This is a genomic window from Streptomyces sp. NPDC029122, from assembly GCF_055569445.1.
Genome location: NZ_JBVHWK010000003.1, coordinates 137,133 through 154,256, shown reverse-complemented (window position 1 = coordinate 154,256; position 17,124 = coordinate 137,133). Strand labels below are relative to the sequence as shown.

General features: G+C 72.3%; 10 protein-coding genes. 6 read left to right on the top strand and 4 right to left on the bottom strand.

The window, feature by feature from the left end:
• Positions 1–276: 276 nt before the first annotated feature.
• The gene (gene hisC, locus ACZ4WZ_RS05285; RefSeq protein WP_467885299.1) at positions 277–1,356 is read left to right on the top strand and encodes a histidinol-phosphate transaminase; all 1,080 of its coding nucleotides are present in this window, start codon (positions 277–279) and stop codon (positions 1,354–1,356) included.
• 13 nt (positions 1,357–1,369) lie between these two features.
• Here the strand turns inward: hisC and ACZ4WZ_RS05280 are convergent, their stop codons facing one another.
• Positions 1,370–1,738, bottom strand: coding sequence for a cyclophilin-like fold protein (locus ACZ4WZ_RS05280; RefSeq protein ID WP_467885296.1), 369 nt, complete (start codon positions 1,736–1,738; stop codon positions 1,370–1,372).
• A gap of 199 nt (positions 1,739–1,937) precedes the next feature.
• On the opposite strand from ACZ4WZ_RS05280, the gene ACZ4WZ_RS05275 reads away from it, so the two are divergent.
• The 4 genes from ACZ4WZ_RS05275 to ACZ4WZ_RS05260 are packed head-to-tail and all read left to right on the top strand — an operon-like array spanning position 1,938 to position 9,931.
• Positions 1,938–3,443, top strand: a complete 1,506-nt coding sequence (locus ACZ4WZ_RS05275; protein ID WP_467885294.1) for a cytochrome ubiquinol oxidase subunit I — start codon at positions 1,938–1,940, stop codon at positions 3,441–3,443.
• An 18-nt stretch (positions 3,444–3,461) separates the two neighbouring features.
• Positions 3,462–4,463, top strand: a complete 1,002-nt coding sequence (cydB, locus tag ACZ4WZ_RS05270) for a cytochrome d ubiquinol oxidase subunit II (protein WP_467885291.1) — start codon at positions 3,462–3,464, stop codon at positions 4,461–4,463.
• A 46-nt stretch (positions 4,464–4,509) separates the two neighbouring features.
• Complete coding sequence (gene cydD / locus ACZ4WZ_RS05265; protein WP_467885289.1) at positions 4,510–8,157, top strand: thiol reductant ABC exporter subunit CydD; 3,648 nt, start codon at positions 4,510–4,512, stop codon at positions 8,155–8,157.
• Positions 8,158–8,194: 37 nt separating this feature from the next.
• Positions 8,195–9,931 carry a sensor histidine kinase gene (locus ACZ4WZ_RS05260; RefSeq protein ID WP_467885286.1) on the top strand — a complete coding sequence of 579 codons (1,737 nt, stop codon included), beginning with the start codon at positions 8,195–8,197 and terminating at the stop codon, positions 9,929–9,931.
• 28 nt (positions 9,932–9,959) lie between these two features.
• On the opposite strand, the gene ACZ4WZ_RS05255 is transcribed toward ACZ4WZ_RS05260, so the two are convergent.
• The gene (locus ACZ4WZ_RS05255; RefSeq protein WP_467885284.1) at positions 9,960–10,841 is read right to left on the bottom strand and encodes a Cof-type HAD-IIB family hydrolase; all 882 of its coding nucleotides are present in this window, start codon (positions 10,839–10,841) and stop codon (positions 9,960–9,962) included.
• 277 nt (positions 10,842–11,118) lie between these two features.
• Here ACZ4WZ_RS05255 and ACZ4WZ_RS05250 point away from each other — a divergent pair, with 277 nt between their 5' ends.
• On the top strand, positions 11,119–12,021 hold the full coding sequence (locus ACZ4WZ_RS05250; protein ID WP_467885281.1) for an LLM class flavin-dependent oxidoreductase: 903 nt from the start codon (positions 11,119–11,121) through the stop codon (positions 12,019–12,021).
• 64 nt (positions 12,022–12,085) lie between these two features.
• On the opposite strand, the gene ACZ4WZ_RS05245 is transcribed toward ACZ4WZ_RS05250, so the two are convergent.
• A complete protein-coding gene (locus tag ACZ4WZ_RS05245; RefSeq protein ID WP_467885279.1) occupies positions 12,086–15,103 on the bottom strand; it encodes a tetratricopeptide repeat protein in 3,018 nt (1,005 codons plus the stop codon).
• Entirely contained in the window at positions 15,100–17,016 is a 1,917-nt protein-coding gene (locus ACZ4WZ_RS05240) for an HSP90 family protein (RefSeq protein ID WP_467885276.1), read from the bottom strand. Before ACZ4WZ_RS05240 ends, ACZ4WZ_RS05245 begins: the two co-directional genes overlap by 4 nt.
• Between the last annotated feature and the right edge of the window lie 108 nt (positions 17,017–17,124).

Genomic DNA, 17,124 nt, shown 5'->3' with positions numbered 1-17,124 from the left:
CCCCAATGACCTTGGAATTGAAGGAATTTACCGCTCTGTCCTGAGGGTGGGGCTTGTGGACGGGTACGAGCATGCCAAAACGGAGCCGTCCAGGGCCGCTCTCAACTCACCTGCACGAGGGACGCGCGCCACGGCGCAGGCCACCGGCGCGCGCATATATGCGTGCGCTCCCCCTGTGTTCCGGGCGCCCGCCATTCTCGGATCGGCGGAATCCTCATAAGGTGAGCAGTATTGAGTCGACGGAGACGTCGACGGGACGGTCGAGGAGGACCTGCGGTGAGCGAGAAGAGCCCGAAGCTGCGCGCCGAGCTGGACGGCATCCCCACCTACAAGCCCGGCAAGCCCGCGGCCGCGGGCGGGGCCGTCGCGTTCAAGCTGTCCTCGAACGAGAACCCGTATCCGCCGCTGCCCGGGGTCCTGGAGACCGCGGTCGCGGCCGCCGGCCGGTTCAACCGCTACCCCGACATGGCGTGCACGGGTCTCGTGAACGAGCTGGCGGAGCGCTTCGGGGTACCGGTCGAGCACATCGCCACGGGCACCGGCTCGGTGGGGGTTGCCCAGTCGCTGATCCAGTCGACGGCCGGCCCGGGTGACGAGGTCATCTACGCCTGGCGGTCCTTCGAGGCCTACCCGATCATCACGCAGATCTCCGGCGCGAAGTCGGTGCAGGTGCCGCTGACCGAAGGGGACGTCCACGACCTCGACGCGATGGCGGCCGCGATCACCGACCGGACCCGCCTGATCTTCGTTTGCAACCCCAACAACCCGACCGGCACCGCCGTGCGCCGCGCCGAGCTGGAGCGGTTCCTGGACCGGGTGCCGTCGGACGTCTTGGTGGTGCTGGACGAGGCGTACCGGGAGTTCGTGCGCGACACGGACGTTCCGGACGGCATCGAGCTCTACCGCGACCGCCCCAACGTGGCCGTGCTGCGGACGTTCTCCAAGGCGTACGGGCTGGCCGGCCTGCGCGTCGGTTTCGCGGTGGCGCACGAGCCGGTGGCCGCGGCGCTGCGGAAGACGGCGGTGCCCTTCGGCGTCAGCCAGCTCGCCCAGGACGCGGCGGTCGCGTCGCTGCGGGCCGAGGACGAGCTGATGGGCCGGGTCGGGGCGCTGGTGTGCGAGCGCAACCGGGTGCACGAGACGCTGCTCGCGCAGGGCTGGACGGTTCCGGACACCCAGGCCAACTTCGTGTGGATGCGGCTGGGGGAGCGGACCGCCGACTTCGCGGCGGCCTGCGAGAAGGCCGGTGTGGTGGTCCGGCCCTTCGCGGGCGAAGGCCTGCGGGTCACGATCGGTGAGACCGAGGCGAACGACCTCTTCCTGCACGCGGCGGAGGCGTTCTTCAAAGAGCTGTAGTCAGGGCCGGTCGTCAGACCAGCTCCACGCGGACGGGGTCGCCGTCGCGGATGGTGGCCAGGAGGCGGGGGTCGCCGTCGAACGAGCCGAGCACGTTGCAGGGGCTCGCCAGGCGGCTCTCGCCCCCGCGCGAGATGGGCGTGGGGCCGTAGGGCAGGGCGAGCGCGTCGCCCTCGGTCCAGAAGGCGACCGTGCCCGGCTCGACGACCTGCCGGGCGTCGTCCTCCAAGGCCACGGAGACCCCGGTGTCGAAGTAGACCTCCTCGCCCCAGGTGTTGGCGGAGGCGGAGATCGGCAGCGCCGCGGCCAGCGCCTTGCTGGTCGGGGTGTCGTCGAGGGTCGCGGTGAGCAGGCCCGCGGGCCAGGAGATTCGAATCTGCATGGCCACATTCAACAATCTGTTGAAATCCTTGGCTAGTGGCCGGTAGGGGACCCCGGCTGATTCCGGCCGCAGGCGGTGCGTCATAATGCTTGTGAATGTGAACGCGTTCACAAGCGTGTCCTGCTTCCTCCCGGTATGGGAGGGAACCCGCCAGGCAGACTGCCCGCTGTGACCACGGCGACGACAAGGAGAAGACGACGTGGACCTAGCTTTGGCGCCTGAGACATTGGCTCGCTGGCAGTTCGGCATTACCACCGTCTACCACTTCCTCTTCGTGCCGCTCACGATCTCGCTCGCCGCGCTGACCGCCGGCCTGCAGACCGCGTGGGTCCGGACCGAGAAGGAGAAATACCTCAGGGCCACCAAGTTCTGGGGCAAGCTTTTCTTGATCAATATCGCGATGGGTGTCGTCACCGGCATCGTCCAGGAGTTCCAGTTCGGCATGAACTGGTCCGACTACTCACGATTCGTGGGGGACGTCTTCGGCGCCCCGCTGGCGTTCGAGGCCTTGATCGCCTTCTTCTTCGAGTCGACCTTCATCGGCCTGTGGATCTTCGGCTGGGACAAGCTGCCGAAGAAGATCCACCTGGCCTGCATCTGGATGGTCTCCCTCGGCACCGTCCTGTCCGCCTACTTCATCCTGGCGGCCAACTCCTGGATGCAGCACCCGGTGGGGTACCGCCTCAACGGGGAGCGGGGCCGGGCCGAGCTCACCGACTTCTGGGCGGTCCTCACCCAGGACACGGCGCTCACCCAGTTCTTCCACACCATCACGGCCGCGTTCCTCGTCGGCGGCGCGTTCATGGTCGGCATCGCCGCCTTCCACCTCGCGCGCAAGAAGCACGTCCCGGTGATGCGCAGCTCGCTGCGGCTCGGCCTGGTCGTCATGATCATCGCCGGTATGGGCACCGCGATCAGCGGTGACCTGCTCGCCAAGGTGATGTTCAAGCAGCAGCCGATGAAGATGGCCGCCGCCGAGGCCCTCTGGGACGGCGAGGCCCCGGCTCCCTTCTCCGTCTTCGCCTACGGAGACGTGGAGAAGGGCCACAACAAGGTGGCCGTCGAAATCCCCGGCGTGCTGTCCTTCCTCGCCAACGGCGACTTCAGCTCCTTCGTCCCCGGCATCAACGACGTCAACAAGGCCGAGCAGGAGAAGTTCGGCCCCGGCGACTACCGCCCGAACATTCCCGTCGCGTACTGGGGCTTCCGCTGGATGATCGGTTTTGGCATGGCCTCGCTGGGGATCGGCATGCTCGGGCTGTGGCTGACCCGCAAGCGGTTCCTGCTGCCGCCGGCGCTGCACACCGGTGAGGACGAGGTCCCCCGTCTCGTCCTCTTCAAGAAGCCGCTCGGTCCCCGGTTCTCCCGGCTGTACTGGATCGTCGCGCTCTGGACCATGCTCTTCCCGCTGATCGCCAACTCGTGGGGCTGGATCTTCACCGAGATGGGCCGCCAGCCCTGGGTGGTCTACGGAGTGCTGCGCACCAGGGACGCGGTCTCGCCGAACGTCTCGCAGGGCGAGGTGCTCACGTCGATGATCGGCTTCACGCTGCTCTACGCGGTGCTCGCGGTGATCGAGGTCCGGCTCCTGGTGAAGTACGTCAAGGCCGGACCGCCCGAGCTGACCGAGGCCGATCTCAACCCGCCCACCAGGATCGGCGGGGACGACAAGAACCCCGACCGGCCGATGGCCTTCTCGTACTGAGGCTGAGGAGACCGCACCATGGAACTTCACGACGTCTGGTTCGTACTGATCGCCGTCCTGTGGACCGGCTACTTCTTCCTGGAGGGCTTCGACTTCGGCATCGGTGTCCTGACCAAGCTCCTCGCCCGGGACCGCACGGAGAAGCGGGTCCTGATCAACACGATCGGCCCCGTCTGGGACGGCAACGAGGTCTGGCTGCTCACCGCGGGCGGTGCCACCTTCGCCGCCTTCCCGGAGTGGTACGCGACCCTCTTCTCCGGCTTCTACCTGCCGCTCCTGCTCATCCTGGGCTGCCTCATCGTCCGGGGCGTCGCCTTCGAGTACCGCCACAAGCGGTCCGAGGAGCGGTGGCAGGCCAACTGGGAGCACGCGATCTTCTGGACCTCGCTGATCCCCGCCTTCCTGTGGGGCGTGGCCTTCGCCAACATCGCGCGGGGCGTGAAGATCGACCGGGACATGGAGTACGTCGGGAACGTCCTCGACCTGCTCAACGTCTACTCGGTCCTGGGCGGCCTGGTCACCCTCACTCTGTTCACCTTCCACGGCGCCGTCTTCGCCGCGCTGAAGACCGTCGGGGACATCCGCCGGCGGGCACGTGCGCTGGCGACCCGGCTGGGTGTGGTGACGGCGGTGCTGGCCCTGGTCTTCCTCAGCTGGACGCAGGCCTCGCGCGGGGACGCCTGGAGCCTGGTCGCGATGGCCGTCGCCGTACTCGCGCTGGTCGCGGCCCTCGGGTTCAACCTTGCGGGCCGGGAGGGCTGGGCGTTCGCCCTGTCCGGGATCACGATCGCGGCAGCCGTCGCGATGCTCTTCCTGACGCTGTTCCCGAACGTCATGCCGTCCTCGCTGGACGATGCCTGGAGCCTCACGGTCACCAACGCCTCGTCCACCCCGTACACCCTGAAGATCATGACCTGGTGCGCCGCCGTGGCCACGCCCCTGGTCCTGCTCTACCAGGGCTGGACGTACTGGGTGTTCCGCAAGCGGATCGGCACGCAGCACATCGCCGACGCGCACTGAGCCCCGCGCGTCACTCCTGCCCGACCCTGCCGAGGGGATGTTCCACGTGAAACCGATCGACCCGCGCCTGCTCCGGTACGCCCGTTCCACCCGCCTCTTCCTGGGGGCGGTGGTGGCCCTCGGACTGGCCGGGGCGGGGCTGGTCGTCGGTCAGGCGATGCTCGTCGCCGAGATCGTGGTCGGAGCCTTCGAGCGGGGACTCGACGGTGCCGCGCTCCGGACGCCACTGCTGCTGCTCGCGGCGGTGGCGCTGGGGCGCGGGCTGGTCGCCTGGCTCACCGAGCTGGCCGCGCACCGGGCGAGCGCGGCCGTGAAATCCGAGCTGCGGGGCAGGCTGCTGGACCGGGCCACCGGACTGGGGCCCGGCTGGCTCAGCGGACAGCGCACGGGATCCCTGGTGTCCCTGGCCACCCGCGGTGTCGACGCGCTCGACGACTACTTCTCCCGCTACCTGCCCCAGCTGGGGCTCGCCGTGGTGGTACCGGTGGCGATCCTCGCGCGGATCGTCACCGAGGACTGGGTGTCGGCGGCCATCATCGTGGTCACCCTGCCGCTGATCCCGCTGTTCATGATCCTCATCGGCATGGCCACTCAGAGCCGGATGGACCGCCAGTGGCGGCTGCTGTCGCGGCTGTCGGGGCACTTCCTCGATGTGGTGGCGGGCCTTCCGACACTGAAGGTGTTCGGACGGGCCAAGGCGCAGGCGGAGTCGATCCGAAAGATCACCGACGACTACCGCCAGGCCACGATGCGTACCCTGCGCATCGCCTTCCTCTCCTCCTTCGCGCTGGAACTGCTCGCCACGCTGTCGGTGGCGCTCGTCGCGGTGACCATCGGCATGCGGCTCGTCCACGGGGAACTGGACCTTTACACCGGGCTGGTCATCCTGATCCTCGCGCCGGAGGCCTATCTGCCGCTGCGGCAGGTCGGGGCGCAGTACCACGCGGCCGCCGAGGGGCTGGCCGCCGCGGAGGAGATCTTCGAGGTCCTGAAGACCTCCGTTCCGGCACCGGGCGGCGGCGCGGGCGTGCCGGCCACGGGACTGAGGATCTCGCTCGACGGGGTCGAGGTCCGGTACGAGGGACGGGGCGCGAGTTCGCCCGGCCCCGTCTCGCTCGTCGTCGGACCCGGCGAGTGCGTGGCACTCACCGGGCCGAGCGGAGCGGGCAAGTCCACGCTGCTGAACGTCCTGCTGGGCTTCGTCACCCCGACGGCCGGGCGGGTGCGCGTCGGGGACACGGACCTGGCGGAACTCTCCCTCGGACAGTGGCGGGAGCGGATCGCGTGGGTGCCGCAGCGGCCGCACCTGTTCGCGGGCACCATCGCCGAGAACGTCCGCCTGGCCCGGCCCGGGGCCGCTGACGAAGCGGTGGAGACGGCCCTGCGCGATGCCGGGGCGTGGGAGTTCGTCTCGGCCCTGCCGGCCGGGGCGCGGACCTTGCTCGGAGAGGGCGGGGCCGGGCTGTCCGCCGGGCAGCGCCAGCGCCTCGCCCTGGCCCGGGCGTTCCTCGCGGACCGGCCGGTGCTGCTGCTGGACGAGCCGACCGCAGCCCTGGACGGGGAGACCGAGGCCGCCGTCGTGGATGCCGTACGCCGACTCGCGGCCGGGCGGACCGTGCTGCTCGTGGTGCACCGGCCGGCGCTCCTGGCGGTGGCGGACCGGGTGGTGGCGGTGGGCGAGGGCGCCCCCGCCCGGCCGGTCGCGGCATCCGGCGCCGCGGCGGAGACGGCCCGGGATGCCGCGGCGGACGCGGCTGCGGGCCCTGCGGCGGACTCGGCTGCGGGAGCTGCCACCGGTGCTGCCCACGACGCCGCCACCGGGACGGCTGCGCGCGGGGCGGCGGCGAACTCCGGCCCCGGGGAGTGGATCCTCGGAGCCGCACCCGAAGGGACCGAGGGCGGCCGGGGCGGCGGGAACGCCGGCGGGGCCGGCTCGGGCGGTGACCCGCTGCGGCGGGTGCGGGCCGTGGCCGCGGCCTGGCAGGGCCGGTTCCGGCTGGGGCTGCTCCTCGGGGCGCTGGCCGTGGGCAGCAGCGTCGGGCTGATGGCCGTCTCCGGGTGGCTGATCTCCAGGGCCTCCGAACAGCCGCCGGTGCTGTACCTGATGGTGGCCGTCACGGCGACGCGGGCCTTCGGCATCGGACGGGCCGTCTTCCGCTACGCCGAGCGGCTCGTGTCGCACGACGCCGTCCTGCGGATGCTCGCCGACCTGAGGGTCTCGGTGTACCGGCGGCTGGAGCGGATCGCCCCCGCCGGACTGCGCGAGCAGCGGCGCGGGGACCTGCTGTCGCGGCTGGTGGCCGATGCCGACGCGCTCCAGGACTACTGGCTGCGCTGGCTCCTCCCCGTCGGCACCGCGGTGCTCGTCGGCGCCGGGTCGGTGGCGTTCACCGCCTGGATGCTGCCGGAGGCGGGGGCCGCGCTCGCGGCGGGGCTCCTCGCGGCCGGGGTCGGGGTGCCGCTGCTCAGCGGGGCCTGCGCGCGGCGTGCCGAGCGGCGGCTGGCTCCCGCTCGCGGGGAACTCGCCACCCGGGTCACCGACCTGCTGACCGGTACCGCCGAACTGACGGTGGCGGGGGCGTTGACCGGCCGGAAGGAGCGGGCGCGGGAGAGCGACGGCGTGCTGACGCGGATCGCCTCGCGCGGGGCCGCGGCCACCGGGCTGGGGAGCGGGTTGTCCGCCCTGGTGTGCGGGCTCACGGTGGTGTGCGCCGCGCTCGCCGGTGCGGAGGCGGTCGCGGACGGCAGGCTGTCCGGGGTGGCCATGGCGGTGGTGGTGCTGACCCCGCTCGCCGCCTTCGAGGCCGTCAGCGGGCTCCCGCTGGCCGTCCAGTACCGCCAGCGGGTACGGCGCAGTGCCGAGCGGGTGTACGAGGTCATCGACGCTCCGGTGCCCGTCGCGGAGCCGGCCGAGCCCGGGGTGCTGCCGGCCTCACCGTTCCCGCTGCGGCTGACGGGGCTCGCCGCCCGGCACGCCGGGCAGGAGCGGGACGCGCTGCACGGGCTGGACCTGACCCTGGAGGCCGGCCGGCGCATCGCCGTCGTCGGGCCGTCGGGGTCGGGCAAGACCACGCTGGCGCAGGTCCTGCTGCGGTTCCTGGACCCGCGCGAAGGCACGTACACGGTGGGCGGGACCGACGTGCGCGCGCTCGACGGCGACGACGTACGCCGGATCGTGGGCCTGTGTGCCCAGGACGCGCACCTCTTCGACAGCTCGGTGCGCGAGAACCTGCGGCTGGCCCGTACGGACGCGAGCGAGGAGCAGCTGCGCGAGGCGCTCGCCGCGGCCCGGCTGCTGGAGTGGGCCGACGGCCTTCCGGACGGGCTGGACACCTTGGTCGGGGAACACGGGGAGCGGATCTCCGGCGGGCAGCGCCAGCGGCTGGCCCTGGCGCGGGCACTGCTCGCGGACTTCCCCGTCCTCGTCCTGGACGAGCCGGCCGAGCACCTGGACCTGGCGACCGCGGACGCCCTGACGGCGGATCTGCTGGCGGCCACCGAGGGCCGGACCACCGTACTGATCACCCACCGGCTCGCAGGGCTGACGGCGGTGGACGAGGTACTCGTACTGGACCGGGGAGAAGTCGTACAGCGGGGCGGCTACGCCGAGCTGGCGGCGGTCGAGGGACCGCTGCGGCGCCTCCTGGAGCGGGAACGGGAGGCGGATCGGTCCCTCGCCCGTACTGGGGGCTGACTTTCCCTCCTAAACGGGACTAACTAGGGTCAAGAGCATGTCAGTGCAGGAGTCGCAGGAATCACCGGAATCCGGTGGGGGCGCACCGGGTCCCCTGGAGGCCGCCGCCCAGGCCACGCGCAGCCTGCACGGGCTGTCCACCGAGCTGACCGCGCGCGTCCCGCAGCTGCTGGAGGCCATGCGCTCGGTCGGTACCGGCCTCGAACTGCACTCCACCCTCGACCGCATCTGCGAGACGGCCGCCGAACTCGCGGACGCCCGCTACGCGGCGATCGGGGTCGTCGACACGGACGGACCGGGGCTCTCGGACTTCGTCACCTTCGGCGTCAGCGGGGAGCTGGCAGACCGGATCGGGCACCGTCCGGACGGCAGGCGCGGCCTGCTCGGCGCGCTCATCTCCCATTCCGACACCGTGCTGCTCACCGATCTGACGAAGGACCCCCGGTCGGCGGGGTTTCCCGCGCACCATCCGCCCATGAAGACCTTCCTCGGCGTCCCGATCCGGGTGCAGGGGGAGATCTTCGGGAACCTCTACCTCGCCGAGAAGAACGGCGGCGTCGAGTTCAGCGACTACGACGTCCACATGGTCCGGGTGCTGGCCACCGAGGCGGGCATTGCCATCGGCAACGCCCGGCTGTACGAGGCCGCCACCCAGCGCGAACGCTGGATCGACGGCTCGGTCGCCGTCACCACCGCCCTGCTGTCCGGCGGGGACGCCGACGACGCCCTCGCGGTGGTGGCCGAACAGGCCCGCCGTCTGGCCGACTCCGCCGCGGGGATCGTGATGCTGCCGGCCGAGGAGGGCGGCATGGAGATCGTCGCGGTCTCCGCGGACGACCCGGCCACCTCGCTCGGCGTGGTCGTTCCCGCGGAGAGCCCGGTGGTGGAGGAGCTGCTGCGGGGTGAGCCGGTCTTCGTGGAGGACGCCGCCGCCGATCCGCGCACGGTCAGCAGGCTGACCAGCCAGTACGGACCCTGCATGATGCTGCCACTGCACAGTGGCGGGCGTGTGCTGGGTGCGCTGGTCACCCCGCGGTCCCGGGGCGAGAGGCCCTTCACCGAGGCGGAGCGGACCCTGGCCACGCAGTTCGCCTCCCAGGCGGCCCTGGCGCTGATGATGGCCGAGGCGCAGCGCGACCGCGAGCGGCTCGCGGTGTTCGAGGACCGCGACCGGATCGCCCGGGACCTGCACGACCTGGTCATCCAGCGGCTGTTCGCCACCGGGATGATGCTGGAGGGCGCGCAGCGCCGCTCCGTCGTCCCGGAGGTCCGTGACGGGGTGGGCAAGGCCGTGGACGAGCTGGACGTGACGATCCAGGAGATCCGCACCGCGATCTTCGCGCTCCAGCAGGGCCCCGCGGAGGCGCCGTCGGGTCTGCGCACCCGGGTGCTGCGGGAGATCAACATGGCGGCCGTGCCGCTGGGCTTCAAGCCCGCGCACCGCTTCGTCGGCCCGGTCGACACGGCCGTCGGCGAGCTGGTCGGCAAGAACCTGATCGCCGCCCTGCGCGAGGCCCTGTCGAACGCGTTCCGGCACGCGGGCGCGTCCCGGATCGAGGTGCTGGTCGACTCCACCGTCAGCCTGCCCGAGGGCCGGCCCGGGGTACGGCTGGAGGTCGCGGACGACGGGGTGGGCATGCCGGAGGGCGGCCGCCGCAGCGGGCTGCGGAACCTGCGCCGCCGGGCGGAGTCGCTCGGCGGGTCCAGCTGGTACGGACCGGGCGTCGGGGAGGACGGTGGCGGGACCACCCTGGTGTGGGAGGCCCCGCTGTGAGCCCTGGCGGGCGGCCGGGCGAGGCGGCTCAGCCGCGTGCGGCCTGTGCGGCCAGGATCTGTTCGATGACGACGGCGACCCCGTCCTCGTTGTTGGCGACCGTACGGCCGGACGCGGCCGCGATCACATCCGGATGGGCGTTGCCCATCGCGTACGAGGTTCCGGCCCAGCGGAGCATCTCCACGTCGTTCGGCATGTCCCCGAAGGCGACGACCTCGGCGGGGGAAATGCCGCGCTCGGCGCAGCACAGCTCCAGCGTGCTGGCCTTGGACACGCCGAGCCCGCTGATCTCCAGCAGGGCGGTCGGGCTGGAGCGGGTGATCGAGGCGTAGGCGCCGGCGGCGGACCGGGCCAGGGAGAGGAACTCGTCCGGGGCCAGATCCGCGTGGTGCGCGAGCAGCTTCAGCACGGGCGCCGCACGGTCCTCCGGCTCCTCGTGGAGCAGCTTCTCGGCGGTGGCGACGGTGGCCCCGGGGTCCTGGAAGAACGGCGGGTAGCCCGGCTCGTAGTTGATGCCGGTGGTCATCTCGACCGCGAAGGAAGTGCCGGGAGCAGCCTCCCGAAGGGTGGTCACGACCGTGCGGGCGGTGGCCCGGGGCAGGGCCCTGACCTGCACGAACTCCCGTCCGGCGTGGAGGTCCACGACGGCGGCGCCGTTCGCGCAGATCGCCAGGCCGTGTCCGTGGACGTGGTCGCTGACCACGTCCATCCAGCGGGCCGGGCGGCCGGTGACGAAGAAGACCTCGATCCCGGCCTCCTCGGCAGCGGCGAGCGCGGCGACCGTGCGGAGCGAGACGGACTTGTCGTCGCGCAGCAGGGTGCCGTCGAGATCGGTGGCGATGAGCCGGGGTACGGGGGTGGGCCCGTCCGGGCGCTGGGAAGCCGAGGTCACCGCTCCATCTTCGCCCATGGGCCCCTGCCGCCGGACCATGATCGGGAAGAGAGGTCGCTCCCCCGGCCTCCACCGCGGAGTACCGAGGGTGAAACCGTGGGGCCCGCAGGTGTTTCACGTGAAACACGCTCGGGCTGGGCGGCTCCAGCACATGTTTCACGTGAAACATGCCCGGGCTCGTGCTGCTCCGGCAGATGTTTCACGTGGAACAGGCGTCCGCGACGAACGCCCGGGGCCCCCTGATGATCGAGGAGTGGTTGGTGTACGCGCCACGGACCACCGTACGCTCGCAGGCATGACTCTGCGCCTGAGCACTGTGATCCTGCCGGTACGTCCGTGGCACGAGGGAGGCCGAGACCAGTGGGAGCGGGCCGAGAGCCTCGGGTTCCACACCGCCTACACCTATGACCACCTCAGCTGGCGGACCTTCCGCGACGGCCCCTGGTACGGCGCGGTGCCCACCCTGACCGCTGCCGCCTCCGTCACCGAGCGGATCCGCCTGGGCACCCTTGTCACCTCGCCGAACTTCCGCCACCCGGTCACCCTGGCCAAGGACCTGATGTCGCTGGACGACATCTCGGGTGGGCGCATCACCCTCGGCATCGGCGCGGGCGGCAACGGCTTCGACGCGACCGCGCTGGGACAGGAGGAGTGGAGCCCGCGCGAGCGGGCGGACCGCTTCGCGGAGTTCGTACCGCTGCTCGACCGGCTGCTGACCGAGCCGGCGATCACCCATCACGGCACCTTCTACTCCGCCCACGAGGCACGCAACATTCCCGGGTGCGTCCAGCGCCCGCGCCTGCCGTTCGCCGTCGCGGCCACCGGTCCGCGCGGTGTGAAGCTCGCGGCGAGCCACGGCCAGGCCTGGGTGACCGCCGGCGACCCGAAGGTCTTCGAGGGCACGCCCGACCAGTCGCTGGAGGCCCTGCGCGTCCAGCACGGGCGTCTTGAGAAGGCCCTGGCGGAGATCGGACGGGACTCGGACTCCATCGAGAAGGTGCTGCTGACCGGCTTCACCCCGGAGCGCAGCACCATGCTGGAGTCGGTGGACGCGTTCGTCGACTTCGCGGGCCGCCACCGCGCGTTGGGTTTCACCGAGCTGGTCATCCACGCGCCGATCCCGGAGTCCGACTTCGCCGCCGACGAGGCCGTCTTCGAGCGGATCGCCACCGAGGGGCTCGCCCAGCTGGACGGCTGAGGCACCCCACCGGCCCCGGCCGGGCCCCGTCGCGCGACAGGCCCCGGCCGGGCCGGGCAGGGGCTCAGGCCGTCAGCTGCGCGATGATCCGCCGGGCCTGGGGGCCCACCCATTCCGGAGCCATGCCCTCGGGAAGGGTTTCGACCTCCTCCAGCAGGGCCGTGATGAGGGCGGCGCCCACGGCGGGACGACCCAGCTCGTGATGGGTCCAGGCGGCGTTGTTCAGGCACTGGAAGCGGTCCCGGAGGTTCTCCAGCCCGAGCTGCGCGTACAGCTCGGCCGCACGTTCCCACAACCGGATCTCCTCCAGCCGCAGGGCTTCGACAGCCGCCGGGCTCAGGGCGTTCCCGGCCGGGGGCTCCCCCGCCGCCTCCGGTTGCAGGGCGCTCACCAGCCGGTCCAGTACCTGCGCCAGCTGGTGCCAGGTCTGCGCGAGTTCGGAGAGCAGTTCCGGATCCCGGGAGCCATCGGCCGCCAGGGCCTTCTCCAGGATTTCGGCGGCCTCGTCCATCAGGGCCCGGGCGGCTGCCGCCGTCTCCTCGGTGACCTCCTCGCGCATCCCCAGCCAGGCCAGCGAGCGCAGGATCCGGACCTCGGAGACCACCGCGTCCCCGGTCAGCCGGCGCAGTTCCAGGGCGCGCCGGTACGCGGCGACGGCCTCCTCGTCCAGGCCGGCGTCGGAGAGGCAGTCGGCGGCCGCCTGAGCGAACCGTGCCTGCGGCCGCGGGTCCTCCCAGTCCTTAACCAGTTCGGCGGCCTGCAGGAACTGCTCCGCGGCATCCCGGGACTCGCGCAGGTCGCGCAGCAGGTTCCCCAGGAAGTCCCGGGCGGAGACGGCCTGTCCCTCGCCGTGTTCCAGCAGGTCGGGCAGCGCCGACTGGAGCACCTCCGCCGCGTCGGCGGTCCGGCCGTCCCGGGCGTAGGCCTGGGCCAGCATCCGCCGCGCCTGGGCCCCGCCGTCGGCGGCCAGACCGGCCTGGTCGAACCAGTGCGCCGCCGCGAGGGCGTGCTCGGCGGCCTCCGCCACCGTGTCCCGCCCGCGCAGCAGGACGTCCGCGAGGGTGAGGCGTACGAGGCCCTGCTGCTCGGGGTCGGTCTCCTCGGCCGAGTGCTCCAGGCCGGACCGCGCGGCCGCCTCGGCCTCCTCGGGCCGTCCCAGCGAGAGCAGCACCCCGGCCCGCAGTACGAGGGGATCCACCGCCTGCCACGGCCGGCCGGCCCCGACGGACCGGTCCGCGGCGGAGGCCAGCAGCTCCAGGGCCCGGTCGGTGTCGCCCTGGGAGAGGGACAGACGGCCCAGCATCTCCTCGGCCTCGGCCGCCAGGTCCGGGAGGGCCTGCCCGTAGGAGGAGAGGAAGGCGGCGAGTTCAGCCGTCAGCAGCTCGTGGCCGTGGTCGTGACCGTCCCCGTCCCCGTGGTCGTGCCCGTGGTCGTCCCCGTGCTCATCGGCGTGCTCCCGGGCGGCCTCGGCCGAACGCAGGTACGGCTCCAGCCGCAGCGCGGACAGTTCCGCGACAGCGATCCTGCGGGCCCGCAGCGGTTCCGCCGCGTCCAGCGCCTCGGCGGCGCGCAGTCCCGCCGCCAGCAGCGCGCGGACCTCCTCCGGCGCGGCCCCGGCCTGCGCGGCCGCGCTCGCCAGCCGCAACTCGGCTACCGCGGCGCGTTCGGCCTGCCCCAGCGCCCGGTATCCGTCGCGGACGGCCGTCAGCAGGTCCGCCGCGTCGGGTGCTCCGGCCCGCGCGGCCGTCAGGGCCCGGTGGTCGGCCACCTCGGCGCGCAGCAGCGGGTCCACCTCCGGTTCCGGCAGCGCGGAGACCCGTACCGCCACCTCCGCCCACAGTCGGTCCGCGTCCGGGTGGCCCGCGTCGCGGCCGTCGCGGGCCCGCTCGACGAGCCCGGCGAACTCGGCGGTGCTCACGGGCACGTCCGCGGCGGCCGGTGCCGGCGTCGCCGCCGTCGGCCGCGGCAGCGCGGCACTGCGCACGCCCAGGGGCAGTACGTCGGCCAGCGGTGCCTGCGAGAGCCGTTCCAGCAGCCGTTCGGAGACCCGGGTGGTGCCGTTGCGCACGTCGAACCGCCCGGCGATGCCGAGGGCCTCCTCGCGGAGGATGCCGTGCAGCTCGCCGACGGTGCGCGCGGAGCCCTCGTACGGCACCGTCGGGTCGGCTGCGTGGCCGAGGTCGACGAGCCGCCGCAGGAGGACGACGACTCCGGCGTAGAAGTCCATCTGCGTCCTGACGTCCACGAGCGGCCGCAGGTGCGCGCCGTGCTCGGCGAGGATCTCCACGCCGCGTGCCTCGTTGCCGGTGAGGGCGCAGAACTCGATGTGCTGGCCGATCGCGCGCAGCAGGCTCTCCTTGCCGCGTGCCATCCGGTAGCCGCGCAGGTGGTGCGAGCGGGCCTCGTCGGTGCGGCCGAGGCGCAGCAGGGGCAGCAGCGACCGGGCGAGGACCCGGTGCGGCTCCTCCATGCAGGTCTGCTCGCCGTTCAGTACGGGGCCCCAGACCTCGATCGCCCTGGCGTGCTCGCCCTTCGTCGCCCAGAACACGCCCTGGGAGTTCGTCTCACAGGCGTGGCAGTCGCTCATCGCGTCGCGGTCGGCCGCCCGCCACCGGGCCATGGCCCGCTCCGCGCGCTCGTCGTCGCCGATGGCGTCCGCGAGGAAGTACTCGGACTGGCGTACCGCCCGCTCGCTGTAGCCGGCGATCCGGTAGCGCTTCTCCATGTCGTCGAGGTAGCCGGTGACGGAGGAGACCGGTACGTCGGGGGAGCTGATGATCTGGCCCGAGACCCACTTGAAGCGCCAGAAGAGGGAGTGGGCGTCGTCCGGGGTGAACGCCGACGGGTCGCGGTCGTACTCCTGGAGCAGGCGGGCGAAGGGGACCACCATCCGGCTCCGCTCGGCGCTGTACTCGTAGGAGTCGATCTGGTTGATCAGCGCGATCCGGAACACCTCGGTGTCACCGCACACCTCGGCGGCAGCGGTCAGTGCCTCGGCCTGGGCGTTGCGCGCGGCGCCGTGGGGCAGGCCGCGGTTCTCGCGCAGGGCGCGCCGGATCTCCTCAGGGGTCAGGGTGCTCACTTCTCGTCCTCCTGGGACTTGCCGGCCGGGGTGTCGGGGGAGTGGGTCGCCCATTCCAGGAGCCCGATGAAGGCCCGGTTGAGCAGCGCCGAATCGGCCGGGCGCAGTGGCCGCTGGGACATCAGCAGCGCCTGGCCGTACAGCGATTCGACGGCGGTGCCGGCGAGCGTGGGGTCGGCGAGCCCCGCGATGCGCCGGACCAGGGGGTTGTTGTGGTTCAGGACGAGGCGGGCGCGCGGGCCGGAGCCGCGCAGCGAGCCGAGGATTCCGCTCCACAGGGAGTCGGCGGACTCCAGGGCGGTGGTCCGGTCCCGTTCCTGACGCGCCTGGCGGTCGTCGAGGTAGAGGGCGGGTACGGCCACGGGCTGGAAGGCGCGCAGCACCACGTCGCAGCTCTGGGGTTCCAGGCGGGTGCGGGCGGTGGAGAGGAAGGAGGCGAGGGACAGCTCGGCGGCGGTGGGGACCGGGTCGAGGCGGTCGGTGACGGCCCCCGCGTCCAGCTCGGTGACCTTCAGGTCGGGGCGTACGGAGGGCAGCAGCGCGAGCAGGTCGGCGTCGTAGGTGTAGCCGGCGTTGACGACGCCGAGGCCGTGCGCCGCGGCGATCGGGGCGATCTGGCGGAACTCCTCGACGGTCCGCGTGAAGTGGATCTCGGAGTGGGCCGCCGTGAACTCCTCCAGGTTCATCGATCCGTCGCTGGTCTCGAACGGCAGCCACGGCAGCATCAGCCCGAGCAGTTCGGCGTCGTGCCGGGCGAGGGACTTCACACCGAGGTGGTGGACGCTCAGGAAGGCGGCCAGACGCTCCGGTTCGGTCGCGGCGAGCTCGGCCAGCCAGGAGCGGATGCGGGCGCCGAGGGCTTCGCGCACGGCGGCGAGGGTCTCGTCGTCGTAGAGGTTCTCGCGGGAGGCCGTGGGACGCAGGGTGTCGGTGTCGAGGACCGCGCGGACGAAGAAGGCCCAGTCGGGCAGCAGGTTGTCGGCCTGGTCGGTGAGCAGCATGCCCTTGAGGTGGACGCGATGGCCGGCCCGGTGGGCGGGGCTGGTCGGTTCGGGCAGTACGTACGCGACTCCGCGTACTCCGGCCACCGGCAGGTCGAGGTCGATGCTGTCGAGCGGGGTGAAGCCGAAGAGCTGCGCGCAGTGCCCGGCGAGTGCGACGCGCCGGGCGGCCGGGGTGGGGTGGGCGCGGTCCCATACGGGGGGCCGGTCGGTGACGGGCCGGGGGGCGCTGCCGGTGCCGTCGTCGAAGGTGATCGGGTGGGGGAGCAGGGAGCCGTAGTCGCGGGCGAGCCGTTCGACCCGGGCGGGTTCGGTCCACTCCTCGGCACCCGGGCGGGCTTCCAGGTGGACGGTGGTGCCGGGCTCGGGGCGGGCGTTGTGGGGCAGTTCGCGCACGGTGTAGGAGCCGTCGTCGGTGGCCAGCCACTCGACGGGCGCCGCCCGGGGGTCGCGGGCGGACCGGGTGACGACACGGATCTGCCGGGCGACGACGAAGCAGGCGAGCAGGCCGATGCCGAACTGGCCCAGGAACTGCTGGCGGGTGGTCTCCAGGCCCTGCAGTTCGGCGGCGGAGGCACCGTCGCCGCCGCGCTTGGAGCTGCGGCCGATGGTGGCGAGGAGGGAGTGGGCCTCGGCGGCGGTCAGGCCGATGCCGGAGTCCTCGATGGTGATGCGGCCGGCGGTGGCGGACAGGTGGATGCGGACCTCCGCGCCCGGTTCGAGCGCGTGACGGGCGGTCACGGCGTCGACGGCGTTCTGGAGGAGTTCGCGCACGTAGACGCGGGGGCTGGAATAGAGGTGGTGGGAGAGCAGGTCGACCAGGCCGCGCAGGTCGACCTGGAAGTTGTTGACGGCGCCCTCGGCCGGTGAACCGGCGGGGAATTCGGACGGGGAAGGAGACACGGATGTCATCGGGCATCAGCTCGCTTGCTCGCGTGGTGGTCGGCGATCGCGAGGTACCCCCCTCACTGATGCCGGAACGAGGAACAGAGTAGGTGGACGATCCGACAATCACTCCGT

Bases quoted from the DNA above. Each gene is read 5' to 3' on its own strand.
- ACZ4WZ_RS05250 (WP_467885281.1), top strand. From the start codon at position 11,119: ATGACTCTGCGCCTGAGCACTGTGATCCTGCCGGTACGTCCGTGGCAC.
- ACZ4WZ_RS05240 (WP_467885276.1), bottom strand. From the start codon at position 17,016: ATGACATCCGTGTCTCCTTCCCCGTCCGAATTCCCCGCCGGTTCACCG.
- cydB (WP_467885291.1), top strand. From the start codon at position 3,462: ATGGAACTTCACGACGTCTGGTTCGTACTGATCGCCGTCCTGTGGACC.
- ACZ4WZ_RS05260 (WP_467885286.1), top strand. From the start codon at position 8,195: ATGTCAGTGCAGGAGTCGCAGGAATCACCGGAATCCGGTGGGGGCGCA.
- ACZ4WZ_RS05280 (WP_467885296.1), bottom strand. From the start codon at position 1,738: ATGCAGATTCGAATCTCCTGGCCCGCGGGCCTGCTCACCGCGACCCTC.
- ACZ4WZ_RS05255 (WP_467885284.1), bottom strand. From the start codon at position 10,841: ATGGGCGAAGATGGAGCGGTGACCTCGGCTTCCCAGCGCCCGGACGGG.